General features: G+C 44.4%; 22 protein-coding genes, 1 pseudogene and 1 other annotated feature. Of the genes and pseudogenes, 18 read left to right on the plus strand and 5 right to left on the minus strand.

Going from position 1 to position 23,739, the window contains the following annotated elements; translation table 11 throughout:
* Nucleotides 1-91 precede the first annotated feature (91 nt).
* The 11 genes and pseudogenes from B5F53_RS20530 (at nucleotide 92) to pflA (ending at nucleotide 12,948) form a co-directional block, all read left to right on the plus strand.
* Nucleotides 92-220: a hypothetical protein gene (locus B5F53_RS20530; protein ID WP_275532191.1), complete on the plus strand. Its 129-nt coding sequence runs from the start codon at nucleotides 92-94 to the stop codon at nucleotides 218-220.
* A 56-nt stretch (nucleotides 221-276) separates the two neighbouring features.
* Nucleotides 277-503: a binding site (T-box leader), on the plus strand.
* 190 nt (nucleotides 504-693) lie between these two features.
* Nucleotides 694-1,713 carry a phenylalanine--tRNA ligase subunit alpha gene (gene pheS, locus B5F53_RS03900; protein ID WP_087220723.1) on the plus strand — a complete coding sequence of 340 codons (1,020 nt, stop codon included), beginning with the start codon at nucleotides 694-696 and terminating at the stop codon, nucleotides 1,711-1,713.
* A 54-nt stretch (nucleotides 1,714-1,767) separates the two neighbouring features.
* Complete coding sequence (gene pheT / locus B5F53_RS03905; protein WP_087220091.1) at nucleotides 1,768-4,185, plus strand: phenylalanine--tRNA ligase subunit beta; 2,418 nt, start codon at nucleotides 1,768-1,770, stop codon at nucleotides 4,183-4,185.
* Between the two features lies 1 nt (nucleotide 4,186).
* A complete protein-coding gene (locus B5F53_RS03910) occupies nucleotides 4,187-4,795 on the plus strand; it encodes a histidine phosphatase family protein (protein WP_087220094.1) in 609 nt (202 codons plus the stop codon).
* A 25-nt stretch (nucleotides 4,796-4,820) separates the two neighbouring features.
* The gene (gene queA, locus B5F53_RS03915; RefSeq protein WP_087220097.1) at nucleotides 4,821-5,846 is read left to right on the plus strand and encodes a tRNA preQ1(34) S-adenosylmethionine ribosyltransferase-isomerase QueA; all 1,026 of its coding nucleotides are present in this window, start codon (nucleotides 4,821-4,823) and stop codon (nucleotides 5,844-5,846) included.
* Nucleotides 5,847-5,859: 13 nt separating this feature from the next.
* Complete coding sequence (locus tag B5F53_RS03920) at nucleotides 5,860-6,315, plus strand: GNAT family N-acetyltransferase (RefSeq protein WP_087220100.1); 456 nt, start codon at nucleotides 5,860-5,862, stop codon at nucleotides 6,313-6,315.
* A gap of 228 nt (nucleotides 6,316-6,543) precedes the next feature.
* Entirely contained in the window at nucleotides 6,544-6,885 is a 342-nt protein-coding gene (locus tag B5F53_RS03925) for a helix-turn-helix domain-containing protein (RefSeq protein ID WP_162610522.1), read from the plus strand.
* Nucleotides 6,886-7,277: 392 nt separating this feature from the next.
* Nucleotides 7,278-8,363 (plus strand): tetratricopeptide repeat-containing glycosyltransferase family 2 protein, encoded by a 1,086-nt coding sequence (locus B5F53_RS03930; RefSeq protein ID WP_087220105.1) that lies wholly within the window; start codon nucleotides 7,278-7,280, stop codon nucleotides 8,361-8,363.
* 775 nt (nucleotides 8,364-9,138) lie between these two features.
* The gene (locus B5F53_RS20270; RefSeq protein ID WP_242970237.1) at nucleotides 9,139-9,561 is read left to right on the plus strand and encodes a hypothetical protein; all 423 of its coding nucleotides are present in this window, start codon (nucleotides 9,139-9,141) and stop codon (nucleotides 9,559-9,561) included.
* Nucleotides 9,562-9,845: 284 nt separating this feature from the next.
* Nucleotides 9,846-12,200 (plus strand): annotated as a pseudogene (gene grcA3 / locus B5F53_RS03940) (autonomous glycyl radical cofactor GrcA3).
* On the plus strand, nucleotides 12,187-12,948 hold the full coding sequence (pflA, locus tag B5F53_RS03950; RefSeq protein WP_087220117.1) for a pyruvate formate-lyase-activating protein: 762 nt from the start codon (nucleotides 12,187-12,189) through the stop codon (nucleotides 12,946-12,948). Before grcA3 ends, pflA begins: the two are co-directional and overlap by 14 nt.
* A gap of 81 nt (nucleotides 12,949-13,029) precedes the next feature.
* On the opposite strand, the gene B5F53_RS03955 is transcribed toward pflA, so the two are convergent.
* Complete coding sequence (locus B5F53_RS03955) at nucleotides 13,030-14,262, minus strand: CapA family protein (protein WP_087220120.1); 1,233 nt, start codon at nucleotides 14,260-14,262, stop codon at nucleotides 13,030-13,032.
* 174 nt (nucleotides 14,263-14,436) lie between these two features.
* Here B5F53_RS03955 and B5F53_RS03960 point away from each other — a divergent pair, with 174 nt between their 5' ends.
* Both B5F53_RS03960 and B5F53_RS03965 read left to right on the plus strand, forming a co-directional pair.
* The gene (locus tag B5F53_RS03960; protein ID WP_087220123.1) at nucleotides 14,437-15,279 is read left to right on the plus strand and encodes a deoxyribonuclease IV; all 843 of its coding nucleotides are present in this window, start codon (nucleotides 14,437-14,439) and stop codon (nucleotides 15,277-15,279) included.
* A 79-nt stretch (nucleotides 15,280-15,358) separates the two neighbouring features.
* Nucleotides 15,359-16,348, plus strand: coding sequence for a 2-hydroxyacid dehydrogenase (locus tag B5F53_RS03965; protein ID WP_087220126.1), 990 nt, complete (start codon nucleotides 15,359-15,361; stop codon nucleotides 16,346-16,348).
* A gap of 49 nt (nucleotides 16,349-16,397) precedes the next feature.
* Here B5F53_RS03965 and B5F53_RS03970 read toward each other — a convergent pair whose 3' ends face one another.
* The 3 genes from B5F53_RS03970 to B5F53_RS03980 are packed head-to-tail and all read right to left on the minus strand — an operon-like array spanning nucleotide 16,398 to nucleotide 18,724.
* On the minus strand, nucleotides 16,398-17,114 hold the full coding sequence (locus B5F53_RS03970; RefSeq protein WP_087220129.1) for an ABC transporter permease: 717 nt from the start codon (nucleotides 17,112-17,114) through the stop codon (nucleotides 16,398-16,400).
* Nucleotides 17,115-17,927 (minus strand): ABC transporter ATP-binding protein, encoded by an 813-nt coding sequence (locus B5F53_RS03975; protein WP_087220132.1) that lies wholly within the window; start codon nucleotides 17,925-17,927, stop codon nucleotides 17,115-17,117. It abuts the gene before it with no gap.
* On the minus strand, nucleotides 17,924-18,724 hold the full coding sequence (locus B5F53_RS03980; protein WP_087220135.1) for a MerR family transcriptional regulator: 801 nt from the start codon (nucleotides 18,722-18,724) through the stop codon (nucleotides 17,924-17,926). Before B5F53_RS03980 ends, B5F53_RS03975 begins: the two co-directional genes overlap by 4 nt.
* Before the next feature lie 157 nt (nucleotides 18,725-18,881).
* Between B5F53_RS03980 and B5F53_RS03985 the strand changes: the two genes are divergently transcribed.
* Nucleotides 18,882-19,283, plus strand: a complete 402-nt coding sequence (locus tag B5F53_RS03985; protein WP_204246902.1) for an iron chaperone — start codon at nucleotides 18,882-18,884, stop codon at nucleotides 19,281-19,283.
* Here B5F53_RS03985 and B5F53_RS03990 read toward each other — a convergent pair.
* Nucleotides 19,245-19,592 carry a hypothetical protein gene (locus B5F53_RS03990; RefSeq protein WP_087220141.1) on the minus strand — a complete coding sequence of 116 codons (348 nt, stop codon included), beginning with the start codon at nucleotides 19,590-19,592 and terminating at the stop codon, nucleotides 19,245-19,247. The two genes, B5F53_RS03985 and B5F53_RS03990, sit on opposite strands and share 39 nt — an antisense overlap.
* An 81-nt stretch (nucleotides 19,593-19,673) precedes the next feature.
* Between B5F53_RS03990 and B5F53_RS03995 the strand changes: the two genes are divergently transcribed.
* From B5F53_RS03995 to B5F53_RS04010, 4 genes are all read left to right on the plus strand, one after another.
* Nucleotides 19,674-20,942, plus strand: coding sequence for a Y-family DNA polymerase (locus B5F53_RS03995; protein WP_087220144.1), 1,269 nt, complete (start codon nucleotides 19,674-19,676; stop codon nucleotides 20,940-20,942).
* A 7-nt stretch (nucleotides 20,943-20,949) separates the two neighbouring features.
* Nucleotides 20,950-21,267, plus strand: a complete 318-nt coding sequence (locus B5F53_RS04000) for a YolD-like family protein (RefSeq protein ID WP_087220726.1) — start codon at nucleotides 20,950-20,952, stop codon at nucleotides 21,265-21,267.
* Between the two features lie 92 nt (nucleotides 21,268-21,359).
* Nucleotides 21,360-22,007 carry a TetR/AcrR family transcriptional regulator gene (locus B5F53_RS04005; protein ID WP_087220731.1) on the plus strand — a complete coding sequence of 216 codons (648 nt, stop codon included), beginning with the start codon at nucleotides 21,360-21,362 and terminating at the stop codon, nucleotides 22,005-22,007.
* 380 nt (nucleotides 22,008-22,387) lie between these two features.
* Entirely contained in the window at nucleotides 22,388-23,653 is a 1,266-nt protein-coding gene (locus B5F53_RS04010) for an MFS transporter (RefSeq protein ID WP_242970238.1), read from the plus strand.
* Nucleotides 23,654-23,739: the final 86 nt, after the last annotated feature.

The following is a 23,739-nucleotide window of genomic DNA, read 5'->3' on the forward strand; positions in this document are numbered from 1 at the left end:
TAAAAATTTGACACAAAAAAAGCAGGTTTTATAAGGCCTACAAGTGATTTTTCATTTATTCAACTGTCAAACTCCCGGCCAGGCTCAGGAGATGGCAAAAGAGTTTCTGGAGAAAGGCAAAGATGAAAAAGAGATGGAACTGGAGGATGTCTTTGACCGGATTTTCGAGGAGGAGCAGAAAAAAAAGAAAGAAAAATCACAGAAACGGAAGGAATCCTGAAATCTGCTACTTGACAGAATTTCTTTTTACAGATAAAATAACAAAAGTATAAATAAGAAAAAGCAAGGAAAGTGTCAGTAGAAATAATTTTTCTATCAGAGAGAGGAGATCATCGGCTGAAAGTCACCTTTAGTTCAGAATTATTTTGAGATTCCCACTGGAGCTGCTTCTCTGAAAACAGTAGGAGATGCCGTTTGCTGCGCGTTAAGCAGATGAGTGCCTGCATAAGCAAAGAAGATATGCAGGAAACAGGGTGGTACCGCGAGATAGCTTCGTCCCTTTTGGGGATGGAGCTTTTTTATTTAATAGGAAACTGCGTTCCCTATTAAACAAAACGCTCCGCGTGGATCGCACTGCGTCGGAGTGGAAGAAGGCGCTTTGCGCCCCCGCCGCAGGCGGAGAATCCTGCGAGCAGGATTCTTTTTTATTTAAAAGATTGTTAAAAAAGTAAAGGAGAGAATAGAGACATGGATATGAAGCAGAAACTGGAAGCGCTTCATGAGGAAGCCAGGAAAAAGATTATGGAGTCGGGAAACCTGGATAAACTCAATGAAGTGAGAGTTGCCTATCTCGGAAAAAAAGGCGAACTGACAGCTATTTTAAAAAGTATGAAGGATGTGGCGCCGGAAGACCGTCCCAAGGTAGGACAGCTTGTCAATGAGACAAGAAGCCGGATTGAAGGACTTCTGGAAAACCATAAGAAAGCGCTGGCAGACGCAAAACGGGAAGCCCAGTTAAAGGCAGAAGTGATTGATGTGACACTTCCCGCTAAGAAAGCAAGAATCGGCCACCGCCATCCGAATACCATCGCACTGGAAGAAGTAGAGCGTATTTTCGTGGGAATGGGCTATGAAGTGGTAGAAGGTCCGGAAGTGGAATACCAGGACTACAACTTTACCAAACTGAATATCCCGGAGGATCATCCTGCCAGAGACGAACAGGATACTTTTTTCATTAATAAAGAAATCTGTCTGCGTTCTCAGACGTCTCCGGTACAGGCGCGTACCATGGAACAGGGAAAACTCCCGATTCGTATGATTGCGCCGGGAAGAGTGTTCCGTTCTGACGAAGTGGACGCGACCCATTCTCCTTCTTTCCATCAGATTGAAGGACTTGTGATTGATAAAAATATTACATTTGCAGATCTGAAGGGAACCCTGGAAGAGTTTGCTAAAGAATTATTCGGACCGGAAACAAAGACCAAGTTCCGTCCTCATCATTTCCCGTTTACAGAGCCAAGTGCAGAAGTGGATGTTTCCTGCTTCAAATGCGGCGGCAAAGGATGCCGTTTCTGTAAAGGATCCGGATGGATTGAGATTCTGGGCTGCGGCATGGTGCATCCAAACGTTCTGCGTATGTGCGGAATTGACCCGGAAGAATACACCGGATTTGCTTTCGGTGTGGGTCTTGAGAGAATTGCCCTGCTGAAATATGAAATTGATGATATGCGTCTCTTATACGAAAACGATATTCGTTTCCTGAACCAGTTCTAAGAGAACAGACGACCAGGCTTATAGGTAAAGAATGAAATAGAGAGGATTGGAAAAATGAATACTTCATTATCATGGATTAAAATGTATGTGCCGGATCTGGATGTCACGGCCCAGGAATATATGGATGCAATGACATTATCCGGTACAAAGGTAGAAGGTTATGAAATTTTAGATGCCGACCTGGATAAAATTATCATCGGCCAGATTGAAAAAATTGAGAAGCATCCGGATGCAGATAAACTGATTGTCTGCCAGGTAAACGTTGGAAAGGAAACCGTTCAGATTGTAACCGGAGCGCCCAATGTAAAAGAAGGCGATAAGATTCCGGTGGTACTGGACGGCGGAAGAGTGGCCGGAGGCCACGATGGAAAGAAGACACCGGGCGGAATTGAAATTAAAAAGGGCAAACTGCGCGGCGTGGAATCCTGCGGTATGATGTGTTCCATCGAGGAACTGGGAAGCAACCGGGAAATGTATCCGGAAGCTCCGGAAAACGGAATTTATATTTTCCCGGAAGATGCGGTTGTAGGAGAGAGTGCGGTAAAGGCTCTGGGACTGGATGACGTAGTTTTTGAATACGAAATCACCTCAAACCGTGTAGACTGTTACGGAGTTCTGGGAATTGCCAGAGAAGCTGCAGCGACCTTTAATAAAAAGTTCCATATGCCGGAGGTACAGGAAACTGGAAACAGCGAGAAAGCAGAGGATTATATCAAAGTAACAGTCAAAGATCCGGAGCTCTGCCCCAGATATTGCGCCAGAGTAGTAAAAAATGTGAAAATCGGTCCTTCTCCTAAATGGATGCAGAGATGTCTGGCTTCCAACGGAATCCGTCCCATTAACAACCTGGTAGATATTACCAACTATGTAATGGAAGAATATGGACAGCCCATGCATGCTTACGATCTGGATACCATCGAAGGCAGAGAGATTATTGTACGCCGGGCAGACAAAAATGAGAAATTTGTCACCCTGGACGGTCAGGAAAGAGAGATGGATGATTCTGTTTTAATGATCTGCGACGGAGAAAAAGCCGTGGGAATTGCCGGAATCATGGGTGGAGAAAACTCTATGATTACCGACCAGGTAAAAACTGTTTTATTTGAAGCAGCCTGCTTTAACGGAACCAATATCCGTCTGTCTTCTAAGAAAATCGGTCTTCGTACAGACGCTTCCGGAAAGTTCGAAAAAGGACTGGATCCCAACAATGCACAGGCAGCCATTGACCGTGCCTGCCAGTTAATGGAGGAGCTGGGCGCCGGTGAAGTTGTAGGCGGAATTGTAGACGTATGCAGCGAGACGAGAGAGCCTTCCCGGGTAAAATTCGAGCCGGAGAAAATCAATGCTCTTCTTGGAACCAGCCTTACGAAAGAAGAAATGCTGGACTACCTGAATCGGGTAGAGCTTTCTTATGATGAAGAAACCAATGAAATCGTGGCTCCTACTTTCCGTCAGGATATACATTGCATGGCAGATGTGGCAGAAGAAATTGTCCGTTTCTACGGTTATGACAAAGTACCTACAACTCTGCCGACCGGAGAGGCTACCACAGGAAAACTGTCCTTTAAACTGAGAATCGAAGAGATTGCCAGAGATATTGCAGAATACTGCGGATTCTCTCAGGGAATGACCTATTCTTTTGAAAGTCCGAAAGTATTTGACAAGCTGCTGCTTCCCCAGGACAGTCCTTTTAGACAGGCCATTCCCATCAGCAACCCTCTGGGAGAAGACTACAGTATTATGAGAACGATTTCCTTAAACGGAATGCTGACTTCCCTGGCTACCAATTATAACCGCAGAAACAAAGACGTGCGTCTTTATGAACTGGGGAATGTTTACCTTCCTGAAGAACTTCCCTTAAAAGAACTTCCTGACGAACGGATGAAATTCACCCTTGGCATGTACGGAAAAGGTGATTTCTTCGAAATGAAGGGCGTCTGCGAAGAATTCTTTGAAAAAGTGGGAATGAAAGACAAATTTACTTACGATCCCAATAGCGGAAAACCCTTCCTGCATCCGGGAAGACAGGCTGATATTTTCTATCAGGGAACTGTCGTAGGATATTTAGGCGAGGTACATCCTGTCGTGGCTGAGACTTATGGAATCGGAGAAAAAACGTATGTGGCAGTGATTGATATTCCCACAGTTCTGGAATATGCTTCTTTCAGTCACAAATATACGGGAATTGCCAAATATCCGGCTGTCACAAGGGATTTAAGTATGGTAGTTCCCAAAGAAGTTCTGGCCGGACAGATTGAAGATATTTTAAGACAGCGGGGCGGAAAAATTCTGGAAAGCTGCAGTTTATTTGACATCTACGAGGGAAGCCAGATTAAAAACGGTTATAAATCAATGGCTTATTCCCTTGTTTTCAGAGCCCATGACAAAACTCTGGAAGAATCAGAAATCAATGGTGCCATGAAGAAAATCTTAAACGGACTGACAGGTCTTGGAATAGAGTTGAGAAGTTGATATGAAATTATATATTATGCGTCACGGGGAGACGGTATGGAATAGTCTGAGAAAACTGCAGGGGACAGCCGACATCCCTTTAAATGAAAACGGAATCCGTCTGGCCGAAATCACCGGAAAGGCTCTGGCGGAGGTTCCCTTTGACTTCGCTGTTTCAAGTCCTTTAAGCCGGGCAGTGGAAACTGCCCGGCTGGTTCTGAAAGGAAGAGAGATTCCCATCTATACAGACGAACGTATCCGGGAGATTGATTTCGGAGAAATGGAAGGCAGCAGTATTGAAGACGGGATGAAAGGCGCTTACGGAGAGAACTACAAAAGATTTTTCCAGATGCCCTTTGCCTTTCAGGCGCCCAAAGGAGGAGAAAGTATCTGGGATATTTGTGCCAGAACCAAAGAATTCTGGGATGAACTGATACGGATTCCTGAATATCAGGAAAAAACCATTCTGATTACTGCCCACGGATGTGCAGTACGGGCGCTGCTTCAGACGGCTTACGGCGAAACCGGGGATTTCTGGCACGGAAAGGTCCCGCCTAACTGCAGCGTGAACATTCTGGAGGTAAAAGACCAAAAAGCGGTCTTTCTGGAAGAAGATAAGACCTATTATTAATTTGTGAAAGGTTCGGTACACAGGAATGAAGACATCTGATTTTTACTATGATTTACCCCAGGAGTTAATCGCGCAGGATCCTCTGGAAGATCGGAGTTCTTCCAGACTGCTGCACCTGGACAGAAACAGCGGGAAAATAGACCACGGAGTATTTTCCGATATTCTTTCGTATCTGAATCCGGGGGATTGTCTGGTAATTAATGATACAAAGGTAATCCCGGCCCGCCTTTACGGACATAAAGAAGACACAGGAGCTCTGATAGAGATTCTGCTTTTGAAGCGCAGGGAAAATAATATCTGGGAAACACTGGTGAAACCGGGAAAGAAAGCCCGCCCGGGTGCTAAAATTGTTTTCGGAAACGGGATTTTAAAGGGAGAAGTGCTGGATATTGTGGAAGAGGGAAACCGTCTGATACAGTTTACTTATGAAGGGATTTTTGAAGAGATCCTGGATCAGTTGGGAGAGATGCCTCTGCCCCCCTATATCACCCATAAGCTAAAAGACAAGAACCGTTATCAGACGGTATATGCAAAGCATGAAGGATCTGCGGCAGCGCCCACAGCCGGCCTTCACTTTACCAAAGAACTGCTGGAAAAAGTAGAGGCCATGGGTGTAAAGATCGCCCATGTCACCCTTCATGTGGGACTGGGCACATTTCGTCCGGTGAAAGTGGAGGACGTGGAGAAACATCACATGCATTCTGAGCTTTACATTGTGGAAGAAGATCAGGCTGAGATGATAAATGAAACGAAGAAAGCAGGAGGAAGGATTATCTGTGTAGGCACCACAAGCTGCCGGACACTGGAATCCGCCGCCCAAAAGGACGGATATTTAAAGGCAGGAAGCGGATGGACAGACATTTTTATCTATCCCGGTTATCAGTTTAAAATCATGGATGGTCTGATCACCAACTTCCATCTGCCGGAGTCCACCCTGTTAATGCTGGTATCCGCCTTTGCGGACAAAGAAAAGATCATGCATGCCTATGAAGAAGCTGTGAAAGAGCGTTACCGTTTCTTCTCTTTCGGGGATGCGATGTTTATAGGATGAACAGGGAGGGGTTATGAAAATACTGGACGGAAGACCTTATATCCCGCAGATTCGGAAACTGATTGAAGAATATACCAGCTGGCTGGGGAGAGATTTGACTTTTCAGAATCTGGAAGAAGAGTTGCGGGATCCGGCCAAAAAATATACTCCGCCTCAGGGAGAAGTGTTGGTGGCAGAGGAAGCCGGCCGGATTATCGGGATGATTGCCTATCACAGACATACAGATAGACGGTGTGAAATGAAACGATTGTATGTAAATCCGGAGTATCGGGGAAGAAACGCAGGGGAACGGCTGATCGAGACACTGATAGAACATGCAAAAGCGGCCGGCTATCAGGAAATGGTACTGGATTCTATTGTTTCGCTGCATGCAGCTATTCATCTGTATAAGAAATTTGGATTTCAGGAATGCGAGCCGTATTATGAAAATCCCATGAGCGACGCGATTTATATGAGAAGGGCATTGTAGAAAGCTGCAATGTCCTTTTGCAATTGGTGCTGCCCTGGTTCGGGAATCATAATTTGTCAGTAAATTTTTACATAAATTTAAAAAAGTATTAATTCCATAAATAAAAAAATATTGTAAATTGTTTATATAAAAGCGAATGATTATCCTATAAATTTATCACTTCATAGATTGTGACATTTTCGATAAAATATTCTAAAAGGAGAACGATTACTAAGGAAGGGCAGAAAAGTGGACAATAGTGTGAATGGGAAAATCAAGGAAATTGCGGTAAAATTGCGTAAAATACGGGAACTGAAAGGTCTGACCAGGGAGAAGTTCTGTGAGTCTCTGGGAGAAAACAGCGAATACTGGGGTCTGATTGAACGAGGAGAACAGCCAATCAGTCTGGCGAAACTTCTTCAGGTATGTGAAGTTTACAATATTCCCATAGAAAGTCTGATTACACTGGAGTATGACAAACTGGAAGACAGCCAGTTACGGCAGGATATTAATCATCTTCTGAGCCAGTGCAAAGGGAAACAACTGGAAGTGATTTTAAAATTTATTGAAGATATTGCCATGGCATTATAAACCCCCGGATACATAGAACGGCTTCGAACTATGTATTCGGGGCTTCTTTTGTATAGAGGAACACATAAAAAGCTATGTATATCCTCTATAATTATATAGTTTTCCGGGGAAGAGTGCAAGAGAAAACAAAAGATTGCCTTAAAATTTTGTAACTATTCAGCCATGCATCTCGGATTCCCGCAGCTACCGCTGCTCTACCGCCGCTTACGCGGCTGAATCCTCGATTACGGCTAAACGCCATATGTCTGCTGATGGCAAAATTCCTCTGCAAGCAAGCTTGCGTTGTATTTTTGCCATCAGCAGCCGCATGGCTGAATAATTACAAAATTTTGGGAATGGCTGAAATTTTTTCATAGAATAAAGGGAAGTGTAATTTCAGAAAGGCGATTGAGATGATAACCATAAGTCTCTGCATGATAGTAAAGGATGAAGAAGACACTCTTGAAAGATGCCTGGAAGGAGTGGGGGAATGTGTGGACGAAATAATCATAGTAGATACAGGCTCAAAAGACAATACAAAGGCCATTGCCGGAAAATATACGGATAAACTCTATGACTTTCCATGGATAAAGGATTTTTCCGCCGCCAGAAATTATGGATTTTCCAAAGCCACCAAAGAATATTGTATGTGGATGGATGCAGATGATATACTTTCTGCAGAAAATGCACAGGCACTGCTGGAACTGAAGCAGGAACTGACAACAGAAACAGATATTGTGATGATGCCTTACGAAACGGCGTTTGATGAAACCGGAGCGCCTGTATTCAGTTATTACAGAGAACGGATTGTGAAAAATCAGGAGAACTTTCGTTTTAAAGGCCGGGTTCATGAAGCCATTGCTCTGTCAGGGAAGATTTTCTATGCAGATATACCTGTCAGGCATCAGAAAACAAAAGAAGGGGACCATTTACGCAACCTGAATATCTATGAAGAAATGGAAAGAGAGGGAGAAAATTTTTCTCCAAGGGATTTCTATTATTACGGAAGAGAATTACTTACTCATAGAAGATATGAAAAAGGGATACGAATTTTGACTGCTTTTCTGAAGACTCCGGACGGATGGATTGAAAATAAAATCGATGCCACCCGCCAGCTTTCTTATTGTTACGAACAGACCGGAAGAAAAGAAGAGGCACTGAAAGCGCTGCTGGAAGGACTGGCGTATGATGTACCACGGGGAGAGACCTGTTGTGCTCTGGGAAGACACTTTTTGAATCAGGGACAATATGAGCAGGCAGTATTCTGGTATCAGCAGGCACTCTATTCTAAAAAGAATAAGACTACCGGAGCTTTTGTTGAGGAGGATTGTTATGGATTCCTTCCGGCTATCTCTCTGTGTATCTGTTATGATCGGATGGGAGATCAGAAAAAGGCAGAAATTTACAATGAACTTGCCGGAAGATACAAACCAGAATCCCCGTATTATCTGCAAAATAAGGAGTATTTTAAGAAAAAAGAGAACTCAGGGGCAAATTGAAAAAATGGACATATGATATAAAGAAACAAAAAAGAAGAAGGTTAATCATATGACATGGTTTCAAAATAGAAGAGAAAATCAGGAGATGCAGGAGCAGGAGAGACGGTGCTGCTGTCAGCCGAAACCGCCCTGCCCGCCGCCCTGTCCTCCTAATGTAACTGGCCCAACCGGCCCAACGGGTCCAACAGGTCCAACCGGCCCGACAGGTCCGACCGGTCCGACCGGATCAGGCGAAGGAACTGGTGCAACAGGCCCGACAGGTCCAACGGGTCCGACCGGTCCAACCGGCGAATTCGGAGCAACGGGTCCAACAGGTCCGACCGGTCCAACTGGTCCAACGGGTCCGACAGGTCCAAGCGGAGCAACAGGTCCAAGTGGAGCAACAGGTCCGACCGGCCCGACAGGTCCAAGCGGAGCAACAGGCCCAAGCGGAGCAACAGGTCCGACCGGCCCGACAGGTCCAAGCGGAGCAACAGGTCCAAGTGGAGCAACAGGTCCAAGCGGAGCAACAGGTCCAAGTGGAGCAACAGGTCCAAGCGGAGCAACAGGTCCGACCGGCCCGACAGGTCCAAGTGGAGCAACAGGCCCAACGGGTCCAACCGGTCCAACCGGCCCAACAGGTCCCACCGGAGACGACGGAGAAGCAGCCACCATTGCAGTAGGAACGGTAACAACAGGAGAACCGGGATCAAGTGCTACAGTAACCAACAGTGGGGATGAGAAGAATGCTATATTTGATTTCGTAATTCCCAAAGGAGATACAGGAGCCAGTGCATTGCCTCCGGAATTTCTGACCGCGTATTCTACTCCGGCACATCCCGGAACGTCAGGAGGAGCCCTGGTTTTTGATAAAAACGGGGTGACATTTGGAAATGCAGTGACGCACACAGAAGGAAGTACGGATTTTACTCTGAACGAGACAGGATATTACTGTGTATCCTTCCATGGAACAATAGCTTCTGTGAAAAATACGAAGTTCCCGGTTTCCATTCTTATTTATCTGCAGCAGCAGGGAACTCTTGTTCCCGGCGCCGCTGTGAGTCACATTTTCCATACAAGTCTGGAAAATGAAAATATCGCCTTTACTCAGATTATTCAGGTATCGGGGGTACCCAATACCATCAGAATAATAGGAGAAGGAGAAAATTTCCTTTACGCAGAAATCGGAATTGTGATTAAGAAAATCGGAAATTTATAATCGAAAAGAAGAAGGGCCGGATGTCAGGAAAGAGGGCATCCGGCCCGAATGAATATTGTATACAAAAAGATACATTCTTTTTTGCTACAAGATATTGATTTCTTTGAAGAGTAATGGTACTATATGTGCGTGTTAGGAAGAGATAACATCAGGAAACAACGGGGATTGCATGAAATTGGACGTTATGAGTGCAGAATCTTTTTGGGAAACCTGAAATACAGGAGGAACCAGCAGGATTTTATGTGAAATCTGTGTTTCATAAAAGAAAAAACAGGAGGTAATTTATGAGAGAAGAATGGACAGGCTTTCAGGAAGGAATCTGGGAAAAAGAAATTAATGTCAGAGACTTTATCCAGAAAAACTACACACCCTATGAAGGGGATGAAAGTTTTTTAACGGAAGCAACAGAGAGTACGAAAACTTTGTGGGCCCAGGTGATGGATTTAACAAAGCAGGAAAGAGAAAAAGGCGGAGTGCTTGATATGGACACCCGGATTATTTCCTCAATTACCTCTCATGGCCCCGGATATTTAGATAAAAATTTAGAAACCATTGTAGGATTCCAGACAGATAAACCCTTTAAACGTTCCTTACAGCCCTATGGCGGAATCCGTATGGCTGTAAAAGCGTGCGAAGACAACGGTTATCATGTGGATCCGGAAATTGTAGAGTTTTTTACAAAGCACAGAAAGACACACAACGAAGGAGTATTTGACGCATATACACCGGAGATGAGAGCGTGCCGTTCCAGCCATATTATTACCGGACTTCCGGATGCCTATGGCCGGGGACGTATTATCGGCGACTACCGCAGAGTGGCTCTTTATGGAATCGATCGTCTGATTGAGGATAAGCAGCATCAGAAAGATACCACAAGAACCATTATGTATTCCGATGTAACCAGACAGAGGGAAGAGCTGTCCGAGCAGATTAAAGCCCTGAAAGAGCTCAAAGAGCTTGGAAAGATTTACGGCTTTGATATTTCTGCACCGGCGAAGAACGTGCAGGAAGCCATTCAGTGGCTGTACTTCGGTTATCTTGCAGCGATTAAAGAACAAAACGGAGCGGCTATGTCTCTGGGACGTACTTCCACCTTCCTGGATATTTATGCAGAGAGAGACTTAAAGAACGGAACCTTTACCGAAGAGCAGATTCAGGAGTTCATCGACCATTTTATCATGAAACTGCGTCTGGTAAAATTCGCAAGAACACCGGAATATAATGCACTGTTCTCCGGAGATCCTACCTGGGTAACCGAATCCATCGGAGGTATGGGAATTGACGGACGTACACTGGTAACCAAGATGTCCTTCCGGTATCTGCATACTCTGGAAAATCTGGGAACAGCTCCGGAACCAAACCTGACGGTTCTCTGGTCAACCAGACTGCCTCAGAACTTTAAACGTTTCTGTGCGAAGACTTCCATCAGTTCTTCTTCCATTCAGTATGAGAATGATGATCTGATGCGCGTTACCCACGGAGATGATTACGCCATTGCCTGCTGCGTATCTTCCATGAGAGTAGGAAAAGAAATGCAGTTCTTCGGAGCAAGGGCAAACCTGGCAAAATGCCTCTTATACGCCATCAACGGCGGTGTGGATGAGGTCAGCAAAAAGCAGGTAGGACCGGAATACCGTCCGATTACTACCGAATATCTGGACTACGACGAAGTAATGAAGAAATTCCACGATATGATGAAATGGCTGGCAAGAGTCTATGTTAATACTCTTAATATCATTCACTATATGCATGATAAGTACTGCTACGAGAGAATTCAGATGGCTTTGCATGACAAAGACGTCACCCGCTGGTTTGCAACGGGAATTGCAGGACTTTCTGTTGTAGCCGACTCCTTATCCGCAATTAAATATGCCAAGGTGAAAACAATCCGTGATGAAAACGGAATTGTGGTTGACTATCAGGTAGAAGGAGACTTCCCGAAATACGGAAACGATGATGACCGGGTAGATTCCATTGCCTACGATATTGTCCATGACTTTATGGCATATGTAAAAGGAAACCATACGTACCGGGGAGGAATTCCTACCACTTCCATTCTGACCATTACTTCCAATGTGGTCTATGGAAAAGCCACAGGATCCACACCGGACGGAAGAAAAGCCGGAGAACCTTTCGCACCGGGAGCAAATCCCATGCACAGAAGAGATTCTCACGGAGCAGTCGCTTCTTTAAGCTCTGTATCCAAACTTCCGTTTAAAGATGCACAGGACGGAATTTCCAATACCTTCTCCATCATTCCGGGGGCTCTTGGAAAGGACGACGCTGTATTCTTTGACGACATTGCTTTTGAACTGGAACCTGACTGCGCCTGCTGTGAACCTAATTTAACAGTAGACGAAGAAGAATAAATATAAAAAAGAAAAGGAGACTGCGATATGAAGATTAGTGATGCTCAGATTGATAATCTGGTAGGTTTATTAGACGGTTACGCAGAAAAAGGCGGCCACCACTTAAATGTAAACGTATTTACAAAAGAAACCCTTCTGGATGCCCAGGCGCATCCGGAGAAATATCCTCAGTTGACTGTTCGTGTATCCGGATATGCAGTAAACTTCAACAAGCTGACAAAAGAGCAGCAGGACGAGGTTATTTCCAGAACCTTCCATGATGAAATCTAAAGAAGGATTCATCCATTCCATTGAAAGTTTCGGGACCGTTGACGGTCCCGGAATTCGTTTTGTCATCTTTTTTCAGGGATGTCCCATGAGATGCCAGTACTGTCATAATCCGGATACCTGGAATCCCGGGGGCGGGGAAAAAATGACGGTGGAGGAATTACTGAAAGAGTACGAAAAAAATAAGGGCTTTTATAAAACAGGGGGAATTACGGCAACAGGAGGAGAGCCTCTGATGCAGATGGAGTTTCTGACAGAGCTGTTTACCGAGGCGAAGAAGCGTCAGATTCATACCTGCCTGGATACTTCCGGCATTTTGTATACAGAAAAGAAGAAAGAAGCATTTCAGAATCTTTTTCAGGTGACGGATCTGGTTCTTTTAGATATAAAAAACAGCCGGGAAGAAGGACATCTGAAGCTGACCCGGCAGCCCCAAAAGCCGGTGCTGGAATTTGCCGATGCTCTGGCGAGAGCAAAGGTGCCTGTGATTATCCGGCATGTGATTGTGCCCGGGATTACAGATTCCAGAGAGGAATTAGAGGGCGTCGGTACATTAATCAGCCGCTACCCCAATCTGAAAGGGCTGGAAGTGCTGCCGTATCATACCATGGGGATAAAAAAATATGAAGAACTGGGACTTTCCTATCCCCTGGAAGGAGTAGAAAGTATGTCTAAAGAAGAGGCGAAAAACGCCCGGAAGATCATACTGGAAACTATTAAGAAAGAACGGATGAAAAGAATAAAAGAATAAAAGAATAAAAAACGAAAAAGGGACTGTCATGTGGCAGTCCCTTTTGCAGTATGGAAGCGGCGTGCAAAGTGTAAAAGCTTGTCACTCCTGACTGGTTTCAGCATCTTCTTCCTGGGAAGAAGTGTCGGCGCTTTGAGTATCAGAGGGAATCATCTGGGATAATTCCCCGACTTTGTCCAGAATACGGGAGGCTTCCTCTCCCTCTGCCGGAGTCGGCTGATAGTTATTATAATCTGAGGCCGATGAAATGGAGCAGGGAATGATATTGGTTACATTATCTTCCTGTACGCCTTCTGTGGTTACCGTGAAGGTCTGCTGGAAGATGATGGTATCCATGTCGCTGGGGTAGGCATTACCGCCAAAACAGAAGTTTCCCAGACTGTAAACAATATTTTTTCCATTGTAAACTTCAATTCCCTGCAGCACATGGGGATGATGTCCCACAACCAGGTCGGCGCCCTCGTCAATGGCCATATGTCCCAGTTGTCTCTGGTTTTCATCGGGCACGGTTTCTTTTTCATTTCCCCAGTGAAAGACAGCAATCACAAGCTGCGCCCCTTCGTTTTTTACTTTTGCGATGTTATCTTTTAACTGCTGCGCCCGTTCCATGTGATCGTTTAATTCATAGATTCCCACCAGTCCTACTTTGACTCCCTTTACCTCCATGACTGCAGTCTCGTCATAACCGAAATGGACAATTCCCGCGGCATCCAGGGCAGACAGAGTATCTGTATAACTCTGATCCCCGTAGTCGTGGCTGTGGTTGTTGGCCATATTGACAGCCTCCACAGAACTTCCTGAAAGGATTTGGGTATATTCGGGATCGGCCTTAAAGGCAAACAGTTTGTCTTCCCTTGTATCCAGAGTGGTTAAGGTACCCTCGAAATTGGCGATGGTCAGATCGTCGCTTTCAAAAATAGAACGAACATTCTGGAAAAAATAATCTGCTCCCTGACTTTCATAGTACGCATTCAGACTGGTACTGTAGTCAAAAGTTTCGTCTGTGCCAAGGGTACAGTCGCCCACCAGAGACAGGGTAAGAGAGACCGGCTCTGTCTGCTGGGGGACAGGGGTCAGAGACGTAGAAGTTTCTGCCTGGCCGGAAGAGGTATCTTTGGCAGTTTCCTGTATATCCCGGGAAACGGCGGGTTTCCCCGAAGAGGAGTCCTTAAAAACAGTAAAGAGAAGGATACCCGCAATCAGAGCGAGAACAACGCCGGCAGATGAAAGAGCAATGATTTTGTTCCTCCGATCCTGTTTCCCATACTTCGTTTCCTGATAGGCAGAAAGCGTTTTCTTCTTTAATTTTTTCATTCCTGTTACAATCCTCCCTCAAAATTGCTTTACGCTAATAACAAGATACTGATCTTCCCGAATTTTGTCAATATTTTAGAGAAAAAAAGGAAAAAGTAGGCGTATGAACAGAAGTCTGCTATAATAAGCAGGCAGGAAAAAGATGAAAGGATAAGATACAGGAGGATTTGCAGAATGCTTTATATAGGAAATCATACCTCTTCCTCTGCCGGTTATCTGGCAATGGGAAAGAGAACAGCCAAAAAAGACGGGAATACCTTTGCCTTTTTTACCAGAAATCCCAGAGGGGGCCGGGCGAAAGCCATACAGGAAGAAGATGTGGAGAAGTTTTTAAAACTGGCCAAAGAAGAGAAGTTCGGGAAATTAGTGGCCCATGCGCCCTATACCCTTAATGCCTGTGCGGCAAAAGAGGAGCTGAGAGTTTTTGCAAGAGAAACTATGGAAGATGATTTAAGGCGAATGGAATACACCCCCGGAAACTATTACAACTTCCATCCGGGAAGCCATGTGGGTCAGGGAGCTGAAAAAGGAATCCGGCTGATTGCCCAGGTGCTCAATGAAGTGCTGAAAGAGGAACAGACTACAACGGTTCTGCTGGAAACCATGTCCGGAAAAGGAACGGAGGTAGGCAGAAACTTTGAGGAACTGCAGGCAATTTTAGAGCAGGTAAACCTCCAGGAAAAGATGGGAGTCTGCCTGGATACCTGTCATGTGTGGGACGGGGGATACGATATTGTAAAAGATTTAGACAAAGTACTGGAGGAATTTGACAGAATCATCGGCCTGCACCGTCTGAAAGCCATTCATCTGAACGACAGTCAGAATGACCTGGGAAGCCATAAGGACCGCCATGCGAAAATCGGAGAAGGCAAAATCGGCCTGGAAGCTCTGGTAAGGGTTATCAATCACCCTTCCTTAAGAGGAATTCCCTTTATTCTGGAAACACCCAACGATGAAGAAGGCTGGGCCAGAGAAATTAAGATGCTTCGGGAAGCGTATAAAGAAGAATCGGAATAAATTTAGAAAAATCAGGGAAGGATAGCAGTATAACTGTGGTATAATGAACTTATAAAATATATCAAAGGGGTGTTCTGTTATGAAAATATTGTTTTATGGTACAAAAAGTTATGATGAACAGTTTTTTACAAAACTGCTTCCACAGTATCCGGGAATCGAAATGAAATTTATCGAGGCGAATATCCATGAGGAGACGGCAGCCCTTGCAAAAGGATATGACGCGATCTGTGCATTTGTAAATGCAGATTTGGGAAAGGATGTAATAGAAGCCCTTCACCACTGCCAGGTGCGTCTGATTCTGATGCGCTGTGCAGGCTATAATAATGTGGATCTGGAAACAGCAGCCAAATACCAGATAAAAATTTTAAGAGTGCCCAGCTATTCTCCGGAAGCAGTGGCAGAGCATGCTATGGCGCTGGTACTTACAGCCAACAGACACATGCATAAGGCCTATATTAAATGCCGGGAAAACAATTTCGCATTAAACGGCCTGATGGGTGTGAATCTTTATGGGAAAACAGCAGGAATTGTGGGCACCGGAAAAATCGGACAGGCAATGGCCCGGATCTGTCACGGTTTCGGAATGAAAGTCATAGGCTATGATGCCTATCCCAATCAGAACCTGGATTTTCTGGAGTACGTTTCTCTGGATGAATTATTTGAAAGAAGTGACTTAATCAGTCTCCATTGTCCTCTTACCGATGAGACACATCATCTGATTAATGAAGAATCTATCCGCAAGATGAAAGACGGAGTTATTTTAGTTAATACCTCCCGGGGCGGTCTGATAAAAACAGATGATTTAGTGGATGGAATCCGGGATCATAAATTCTTTGCCGTAGGGCTTGACGTATATGAGGAAGAAACCGACTTCGTATATGAAGACATGTCAGAAAGAATTATGCCCCATTCCACCATGGCCAGACTGTTATCTTTCCCCAATGTAATGATTACTTCCCACCAGGGATTTTTTACAGAGGAGGCGCTCTCTGCCATTGCAAAAACCACATTGGACAATGCCAAGGACTTTATGGAAGGAAAAGAAAGTCCCAATGAAGTAACCGCTTAATAAAGAAGCCCGCTTTTGGATTTATTATCCCAGAAGCGGGTTCTTCTGTCTATCCGGATATTTGTTTGTTTAAAAGTATGGCGCATAGAATTGCTGACACACAAAAAACAAAAATGAAATACCATAGATTTTCAGAGCGGAAACCATTTTCCAGCATCAGCCGGTATCCCCAGTAGGCGGGGAAAAAGCGCCCTGTGGTTTCAAGAAAATCAGGAAGCAGGCCGACAGGAAACATAGTCCCTGAAAGCATAATCGAGGGTAAAAAAACCAGCTGTGCAGTCATCGTCAGCTTTGCCTGATTTTTTACAGTCAGTCCCAGGATACTTCCGGTACTCAGTGATACAAGAATATATACGGCAAGCGCAGAAAGGAAAAGGGGAAGCTGTGTCGGCAAAACTGCCTCAAACAGGGCAGGGGCAAGCAGCAGAAGAATGACGCAGCTAATCATTAAATGGACAAATGCAGAAAGGTACAGAGTGAGAAGACCTGAATACAAAGGTACTCCATTTGCTTTATAAATCTTTTTTATATCACTTCCATAAGTTTCAGCCAGGGATGGCGGTAACCCGATAAAGGCTCCCATGGAAACGCTCATCACAATCATAGATTGTATCAGTGTATTTTTCATTTCAGGCATAACAGAAGTAAAAATACCACCCATCAGCAGGAAGAAAATAAGGGGAATGATGTAGCAGGTCACAAACAAAGATTTACTGCGTATGTCCATTTTCCACTGCAATGCCAGACCATATAAAAAACCATTCATTTAAGTTTCCCTCCCTGCTATTTCCATAAAATGCTGTTCCAGTGTGCCCCGGTCAATTTTAATATCCTGTACATGGATGTTTTTCTGCTTTAAATCGCCAAGCAGGGAAAGCAAAGTATTTTCGATATTAGCCGTTTCAAAAGTATCATCTCCCTGCTGTGTTTTGATATGGATGAAATATTTTCTCCCGATTTTATCAGCCAGTTCTGAAGCGGTACCGCAAAAGTTAATCTTTCCTTTATTTAAAATGGCAATGCGATCACATAAAGTTTCTACTTCTGCCATATCGTGACTTGCCAGAACGATAGTTTTCCCCTTTGATTTGAGCTTGCGGATTTGTCCGTGGAGAGACTGCCTTGTCTCCACATCAAGCCCTGCAGTTGGTTCGTCAAGAAAAATAATGTCGGGATTGCCGATAAGTGCCAGGGCAAGATGTAACCGTCTTTTCTGTCCTGTGGACAATTGCAGATACTGCTTCTTTTCCATTCCTCTGATACCAAGGCTGTTAAGCATGGCATAATCAATTTTTGTTTTATTCCATTTTGCAAACAGTTTAATAGCCTCCATTGGCTTGATATAGCCTGGTAAAGAGGAGGACTGTAACTGAATCCCCATTTTCCCATTTACAGTAATCGTACCACTGTCATAGTTTCTCAGACCCTCGATACATTCAAGAGTTGTCGTTTTTCCTGCTCCGTTTATGCCGAGCAGGGCGAAAATTTCTCCTTTTTCAATTCGGAAATCAATTCCCCTGAGAATCCTATGGCTGCCGTAACTTTTCTTTAATTCAAGGACCTGTATTGCTTCTTTCACTGTTTTTCCTCCTCAAATGGATTCGTTCCAAGCTTTGAAAAATAGACTTGTAAAGCCGGTTCTAAATACTCGTTTACAATTTTTTGCCTTTCTTCCCAGGCGTTTGTGGCGGTATCAATGTTACCGAACTCCATCAATTTGGGAAGCATCCCCATATCCCCGTTGGTAAACTCCATAATCAGATTCCAGTATTCATTTACAACCTGCTGACATTTTTCGCTTTCAGGGGATACATTTTCCCTTTGAAGCTGTACGATTTTATCGCTCAGGCGGTTAAATCTGTCCATAAAATCCAGGCCGCTTTCCTTATCAAACTGACTGCGTATGTGGTCGAGTGTATCATCATCGAAACGCTTAATAAGAGAATAAGAGTCATTCTTCATCTGCAGATTTACAATAATATCTGCATACTTCTTAAAGCTGACGGTCTGCATTTGCAAAACTTCGGTTTTTAACTGTTCGATTGCCGTCAAAGAAGTTTTAAGCTGCTCTATTTTCTGGCGTATATCCTCTGCCTGCTCGGAAAGAGCGGTTGCAACATCAGCCGGCGTCTCTAAAGCAATCAGCCGCTGTTTTATATCATGCAGAGAAAATCCCAGTGATTTCAGGGAGAGAATCTGATGAAGTGTAACCAAATCTCTATCGGTATAAAGCCTGCGTCCGCCTTCACTTTCCGCCGACGGGGAGAGAAGTCCTTCTTTATCGTAATACTGCAGAGTACGGACGGTAACTCCCATTTTCTTTGCCGCTTCGCCAACTGTCAGAAACCCTTCCGGAATTGCTCTGTGTTTTGCCATAATCCGTTACCTCCTGATACCTATTATAAATCATTACGCAGGGTCACAAGCAAGACCCTGCTGAAAAATTTCAGGTAAAACCTTGTCCGGTTAAAAATCCTCCGGTATAATAGATTCACAGTTACACGTTCATTTACGTCTATAAACGGGAGATTCTATGATGTGGATATGTCCTAAATGCAACAGAGAATTTAAGCGGAACAATCAGTCTCATTACTGCGGGGAAGCTCCGAAAACCATCGAGGAATGGATACTGCAGCAAGAGCAGCCCTTACAGAATTATTTCCGGAAACTCCATCAGGTGATCAGTGATGCGGTTCCCGACAGGAAACAGAGAATTGCGTGGAGTATGCCAACATATGGGGAAAAGAAGATTGTTGTGCAGTTTTCAGCCTGTAAAAATCATGCCAGCCTTTATGTGGGGGAAAAGGCAATAGAGCATTTTTCCACAGATTTGCGCGAATATGAATGTAAAAAGTCGGCTGTTTATCTCAAATACAGTCAGTCGCTTCCCGAAGAGCTAATTGTACAGATTGTGAAATGGTGCTGCGAAAATTAAAAACGTATCTATCTGTGACATTCCTACACCCCGAACATGCATCCCTTTTGTTCCGATTTCTCGGTATTGCTCGTAGCCGGCGGACAGAGCCTGCCGAAAATCGGTATCATTTTTTCCAGCCAGAACTCCCATCGGTGAAGCTGCAATAAATTCCGGAGCGTATAGCTCCCACATTTCGTCACCATCAATTTCTCCGTTAAGTGATTGCATAAAAAAGCGTTCGTACCGTTGAAAAAACTTTTCCAGTGTATCTTTTGTCATGTCAGCACTTCCCAAATTCTGTTGATTACTGAGTTTATTATACTCCATTTTTATCCTTCTTGAAACAGAACGAATGTTCTGGTATAATTAAAAAGAAAAGGATTTACAATAACAAGGGAGATGATGTGAATGGAAAAGAAGCGGATATACGTCTGTATTGATTTGAAAAGTTTCTATGCATCGGTGGAATGCAGGGAGAGAGGCCTGGATCCCATGAACACGAACCTTGTTGTAGCGGATCCTCAACGGACGGAGAAAACCATTTGTCTTGCAGTATCTCCGGCGATGAAAGCTCTGGGGATTCCCGGGAGATGCCGGGTGTTTGAAATCCCGGCAGGAATCCAATATATTATGGCGCCGCCCCGGATGCAGCTGTATATTGATTACTCCGCTGAGATTTATGAAATCTATTTGAAATATATCGCGAAGGAAGACATCCATGTTTACAGCATTGATGAAGTTTTTATGGATGTTACGGATTATCTGGAAATGTATCAGATGACCGCAAAGGAGCTGGCGTTGATGATTATGGACGATGTTATAAAGACAACAGGAATCACTGCCACGGCGGGAATCGGGACGAATCTGTATCTGGCAAAAATAGCTCTGGATATTACAGCGAAACATGCAGCGGATCATATTGGGATTCTGGATGAAGAAAGCTACTGCAATACATTGTGGGATTATAAGCCTCTGACAGATTTTTGGAGAATCGGAAAGGGTGTTGCCGGCCGACTAAAGAGATCCGGAATCAGCACCATGGGAGAAATTGCCCATGCAGATGAGGATATGCTTTATCAGATGTTTGGGATTGACGCGGAGCTTTTGATTGACCATGCATGGGGAAGAGAACCTGTGACAATGGCAGACATTAAGTCATACAAGCCAAAAAGCAATTCCGTATCAAGCGGACAGGTGCTGCCCCGGGATTACAGTTATGAGGAAGCCAGACTGGCAGTAAAGGAGATGGCGGATCTTCTGGCGCTGGAACTGGTGGAAAAAGGACTGGTGACAGATTCCATCACGCTGCATGTGGGATATTCCAACCGACTGGAAAGAAAGCCGGCCCACGGAACGATTACCATGACAGTGACTACCAGCTCCGCCCGTCAGATTATGGCATATACAGAGAAACTCTTTGAGAGGATTGTAAATCCTCATGTATCTGTCCGGCGTATGAATGTTACATTTAATCATGTTGTGGACGAAGCGTATAAACAGTATGATTTGTTTACCGATCCGGCAGAGATGGAACGGGAACATCGGCTGCAGACCGCAATGCTGGACATTAAGGGAAAGTTTGGAAAGAATGCGATCTTAAAAGGAATGAACCTGCAGGAGAGTGCGACTGCAATGGAACGAAATGGTCAGATAGGAGGGCATAAAAGTGGCGTTTAGAGGGAAAATGAGCCGTGAGGAACGTGCAAAGCAGTTTATGCCTTTTGCTGCATTAAAAGGGTATCCGGAGGCGCTGCGCAGGAAAGAGAAGATTATAGTGCCAAAGAGGGAGCTGTCTGAAGAATACGGGGAAGTGCTGGATCGGAAGCTCCACGGGATTCAGCGAAAGGATATGGTTTCCGTGATCTACTTTTGCCGGGGAGAATACTTAAAAGTTACGGGGATGGTATCCCGCATGGATCCCACTGCGGGGATATTGAAAGTAGTAAATACAAAAATTCCGTTTGGAGATATTTATGATATTGAAAGAAAAGACAGAGTATGATACAGCCGGAATCGACAGGCACCTTGACAGGCCATACAGTGAACGGTATAATTCATACATACCAGACGTATGTTGAAGAAGGAGGGGATCCTGTGGCACGAAACAAATACCCCGAGGTAACCGTGGAAAAAATTCTGGATGTGGCGCAGCGGCTGTTTTTAGAAAAAGGATATGATAACACCACCATTCAGGACATTGTGGATCATTTGGATGGATTATCCAAGGGAGCGGTCTATCATCATTTTAAGTCTAAAGAGGAAATTATGGATGCGGTGGGCGACCGGATGTTTTCAGCAAATAATCCTTTTGAGAAAGTCCGGAAGCGTTCGGACTTAAACGGCCTGCAGAAACTGCGGGAGGCCATTCATCTGAATCAGGCGGATGAGAACCAGACCAATATGACAATACAATCCATTCCCCTGACGAGAAATCCCCGGCTTTTGGTGGAAATGATCGAATCTAACCGGCGTATTCTGACTCCATATTTTCAGGAGCTGCTGGAAGAGGGAAACAGGGACGGTTCCCTGCATACAGAGTATGTCAGGGAAATTGCGGAACTCATACCGCTCCTTACCAGCCTGTGGCTGCTGCCATCGGTGTTTCCTTCTGATAAAGAAGGAATGAAGAAGAAGTTTTATTTCCTTGGCGATATGCTGGAGAAAATGGGAGTTCCTCTTATGGATGATTCTATCTACGTTTTGGTGGAAGAATTTATTGAAAAAATGTCAGAGAAAAAATAAAGCTGCCAAAACACCTGTATACGAAAGAAACAGAATAACAAAGTAAACGAAAAGAATGTCAGAGTCCTTATGTCCGGCATTCTTTTTTGTTTAATAGGAAGCTGCGTTCCCTATTAAACAAAACGCTCCGCGTGGATCGCACTGCGTCGGAGTGGAAGAAGGCGCTTTGCGCCCCGCCGCAGGCGGAGAATCCTGCGAGCAGGATTCTTTTTTATGTAATGGGAAATTCTTCCGGATTTAAATACCAAACGAATGTATCTTGACAGATAAGGTGACGTAGAATATAATACATACCAAACGAATGTAAAAGAAAACTCATTTGGGATGAGTAATTTTTTTATTTATTTACATACCGTCGTATGGTATTGAAAGGAGGAGAAATGAAAACAGACAAAGAAATGAATCGGAAACTTTTTACAAGGAATTTTACTTTTTTAATTTTAGGGCAGGTCAGTTCCCTGATTGGCAATTACACGTTAAAATTTGCCCTGTCCATGTACGTACTGGAGCAGACCGGATCTGCGTCGGTTTTTGCGGGATTGCTGGCGTTGTCTATGCTTCCTGTAATCTTTTTATCCCCTTTTGGAGGAATTCTTGCAGATCGGGCAAACCGTCGTAATATCATGGTTGCATTGGATGCTCTTTCTGGAATGTCGGTACTGATTGCCGGTTTTGTTATTACAATGGGGAAGGATATTTTTGTCATTGGCGCACTGCTGATTTTTCTGTCGGTATTGGGCGCTTTTGAATCGCCCACTGTGCAGGCCTGTGTACCGCAGATGCTGTCCGGGGATAATATCATTAAAGGAAATGCTGTTATCAGTCAGGTGGCCTCAATAACATCTCTGATTACTCCGTTTCTGGGAAGCTTTTTTTATACCGCATTCGGAATCCGGACTGTATTTTGTGCAGCAGTCGTATGCTTCTTTCTGACTGCTTTACTGGAATGCTTTATTCAACTGGATTACAAAAAGCCGGGACAAAGAACAGGGATTGGTGCAGTTATCAGGGAAGATTTCTCTGTCAGTATGCATTTTTTACGTCGGGAACAGCCGGGGATTATGAAACTTCTTCTTTTGGCGGCGGCGGTAAGCCTGTTTGTGGCGGGTATTGCTGTGGTAGGTCTTCCCTATTTAGTCCGCACTGTGCTGGGGCTCTCCGCTGCTCATTATGGAATTGCAGAAAGTGCTATGGGTGTTGCCTCCATTTTAGGAAGTCTGTGTGTTGTGATACTGGCGAAAAAGCTCCAGGCGCACCATCTTGCCATTGTTTTAATATCCTTTGGGATATGCCTCATTCCGTGTGGAATCGCGTTTCTGTTGCCGGCAATTGATTTTACCCGTTACCTGATTTTGCTGGTAATGTTCAGCGTCTGCCAGCTTGGCTGCAGCCTGTTTTCTACCTATGCTATTTCTATCATACAGGAACGGACGCCGGAGCATTTGATGGGGAAGGTAATGTCCTGTGTATTTACCCTCTCTATGTGTGCACAGCCGGTGGGACAGATTATTTACGGAGCTTTGTTCGATCAGTTTACGGACAGCGCCTATTGGGTACTGATTCCAAGCGGAGTGATTGTATGCCTGATAGGATTATTTTCAACGCACTTTTTCAGACAGTTTGAACAGGAAGAACCTGTACTCTGAGGGAGACTCGTATGTTTTAGTATTTTAAAAAGCAGAAAAGAAATGACGATATTAAAATATCATGCTACAATGTACACAAAGACAAA

It is taken from the genome of Blautia sp. An249 (assembly GCF_002159835.1).
GTDB lineage: Bacteria > Bacillota > Clostridia > Lachnospirales > Lachnospiraceae > Blautia_A > Blautia_A avistercoris.

Bases quoted from the DNA above. Each gene is read 5' to 3' on its own strand.
- B5F53_RS20530 (WP_275532191.1), top strand. From the start codon at position 92: ATGGCAAAAGAGTTTCTGGAGAAAGGCAAAGATGAAAAAGAGATGGAA.
- pheS (WP_087220723.1), top strand. From the start codon at position 694: ATGAAGCAGAAACTGGAAGCGCTTCATGAGGAAGCCAGGAAAAAGATT.
- pheT (WP_087220091.1), top strand. From the start codon at position 1,768: ATGAATACTTCATTATCATGGATTAAAATGTATGTGCCGGATCTGGAT.
- B5F53_RS03910 (WP_087220094.1), top strand. From the start codon at position 4,187: ATGAAATTATATATTATGCGTCACGGGGAGACGGTATGGAATAGTCTG.
- queA (WP_087220097.1), top strand. From the start codon at position 4,821: ATGAAGACATCTGATTTTTACTATGATTTACCCCAGGAGTTAATCGCG.
- B5F53_RS03920 (WP_087220100.1), top strand. From the start codon at position 5,860: ATGAAAATACTGGACGGAAGACCTTATATCCCGCAGATTCGGAAACTG.
- B5F53_RS03930 (WP_087220105.1), top strand. From the start codon at position 7,278: ATGATAACCATAAGTCTCTGCATGATAGTAAAGGATGAAGAAGACACT.
- pflA (WP_087220117.1), top strand. From the start codon at position 12,187: ATGATGAAATCTAAAGAAGGATTCATCCATTCCATTGAAAGTTTCGGG.
- B5F53_RS03955 (WP_087220120.1), bottom strand. From the start codon at position 14,262: ATGAAAAAATTAAAGAAGAAAACGCTTTCTGCCTATCAGGAAACGAAG.
- B5F53_RS03960 (WP_087220123.1), top strand. From the start codon at position 14,437: ATGCTTTATATAGGAAATCATACCTCTTCCTCTGCCGGTTATCTGGCA.
- B5F53_RS03965 (WP_087220126.1), top strand. From the start codon at position 15,359: ATGAAAATATTGTTTTATGGTACAAAAAGTTATGATGAACAGTTTTTT.
- B5F53_RS03970 (WP_087220129.1), bottom strand. From the start codon at position 17,114: ATGAATGGTTTTTTATATGGTCTGGCATTGCAGTGGAAAATGGACATA.
- B5F53_RS03980 (WP_087220135.1), bottom strand. From the start codon at position 18,724: ATGGCAAAACACAGAGCAATTCCGGAAGGGTTTCTGACAGTTGGCGAA.
- B5F53_RS03985 (WP_204246902.1), top strand. From the start codon at position 18,882: ATGATGTGGATATGTCCTAAATGCAACAGAGAATTTAAGCGGAACAAT.
- B5F53_RS03990 (WP_087220141.1), bottom strand. From the start codon at position 19,592: ATGGAGTATAATAAACTCAGTAATCAACAGAATTTGGGAAGTGCTGAC.
- B5F53_RS03995 (WP_087220144.1), top strand. From the start codon at position 19,674: ATGGAAAAGAAGCGGATATACGTCTGTATTGATTTGAAAAGTTTCTAT.
- B5F53_RS04000 (WP_087220726.1), top strand. From the start codon at position 20,950: ATGAGCCGTGAGGAACGTGCAAAGCAGTTTATGCCTTTTGCTGCATTA.
- B5F53_RS04010 (WP_242970238.1), top strand. From the start codon at position 22,388: ATGAAAACAGACAAAGAAATGAATCGGAAACTTTTTACAAGGAATTTT.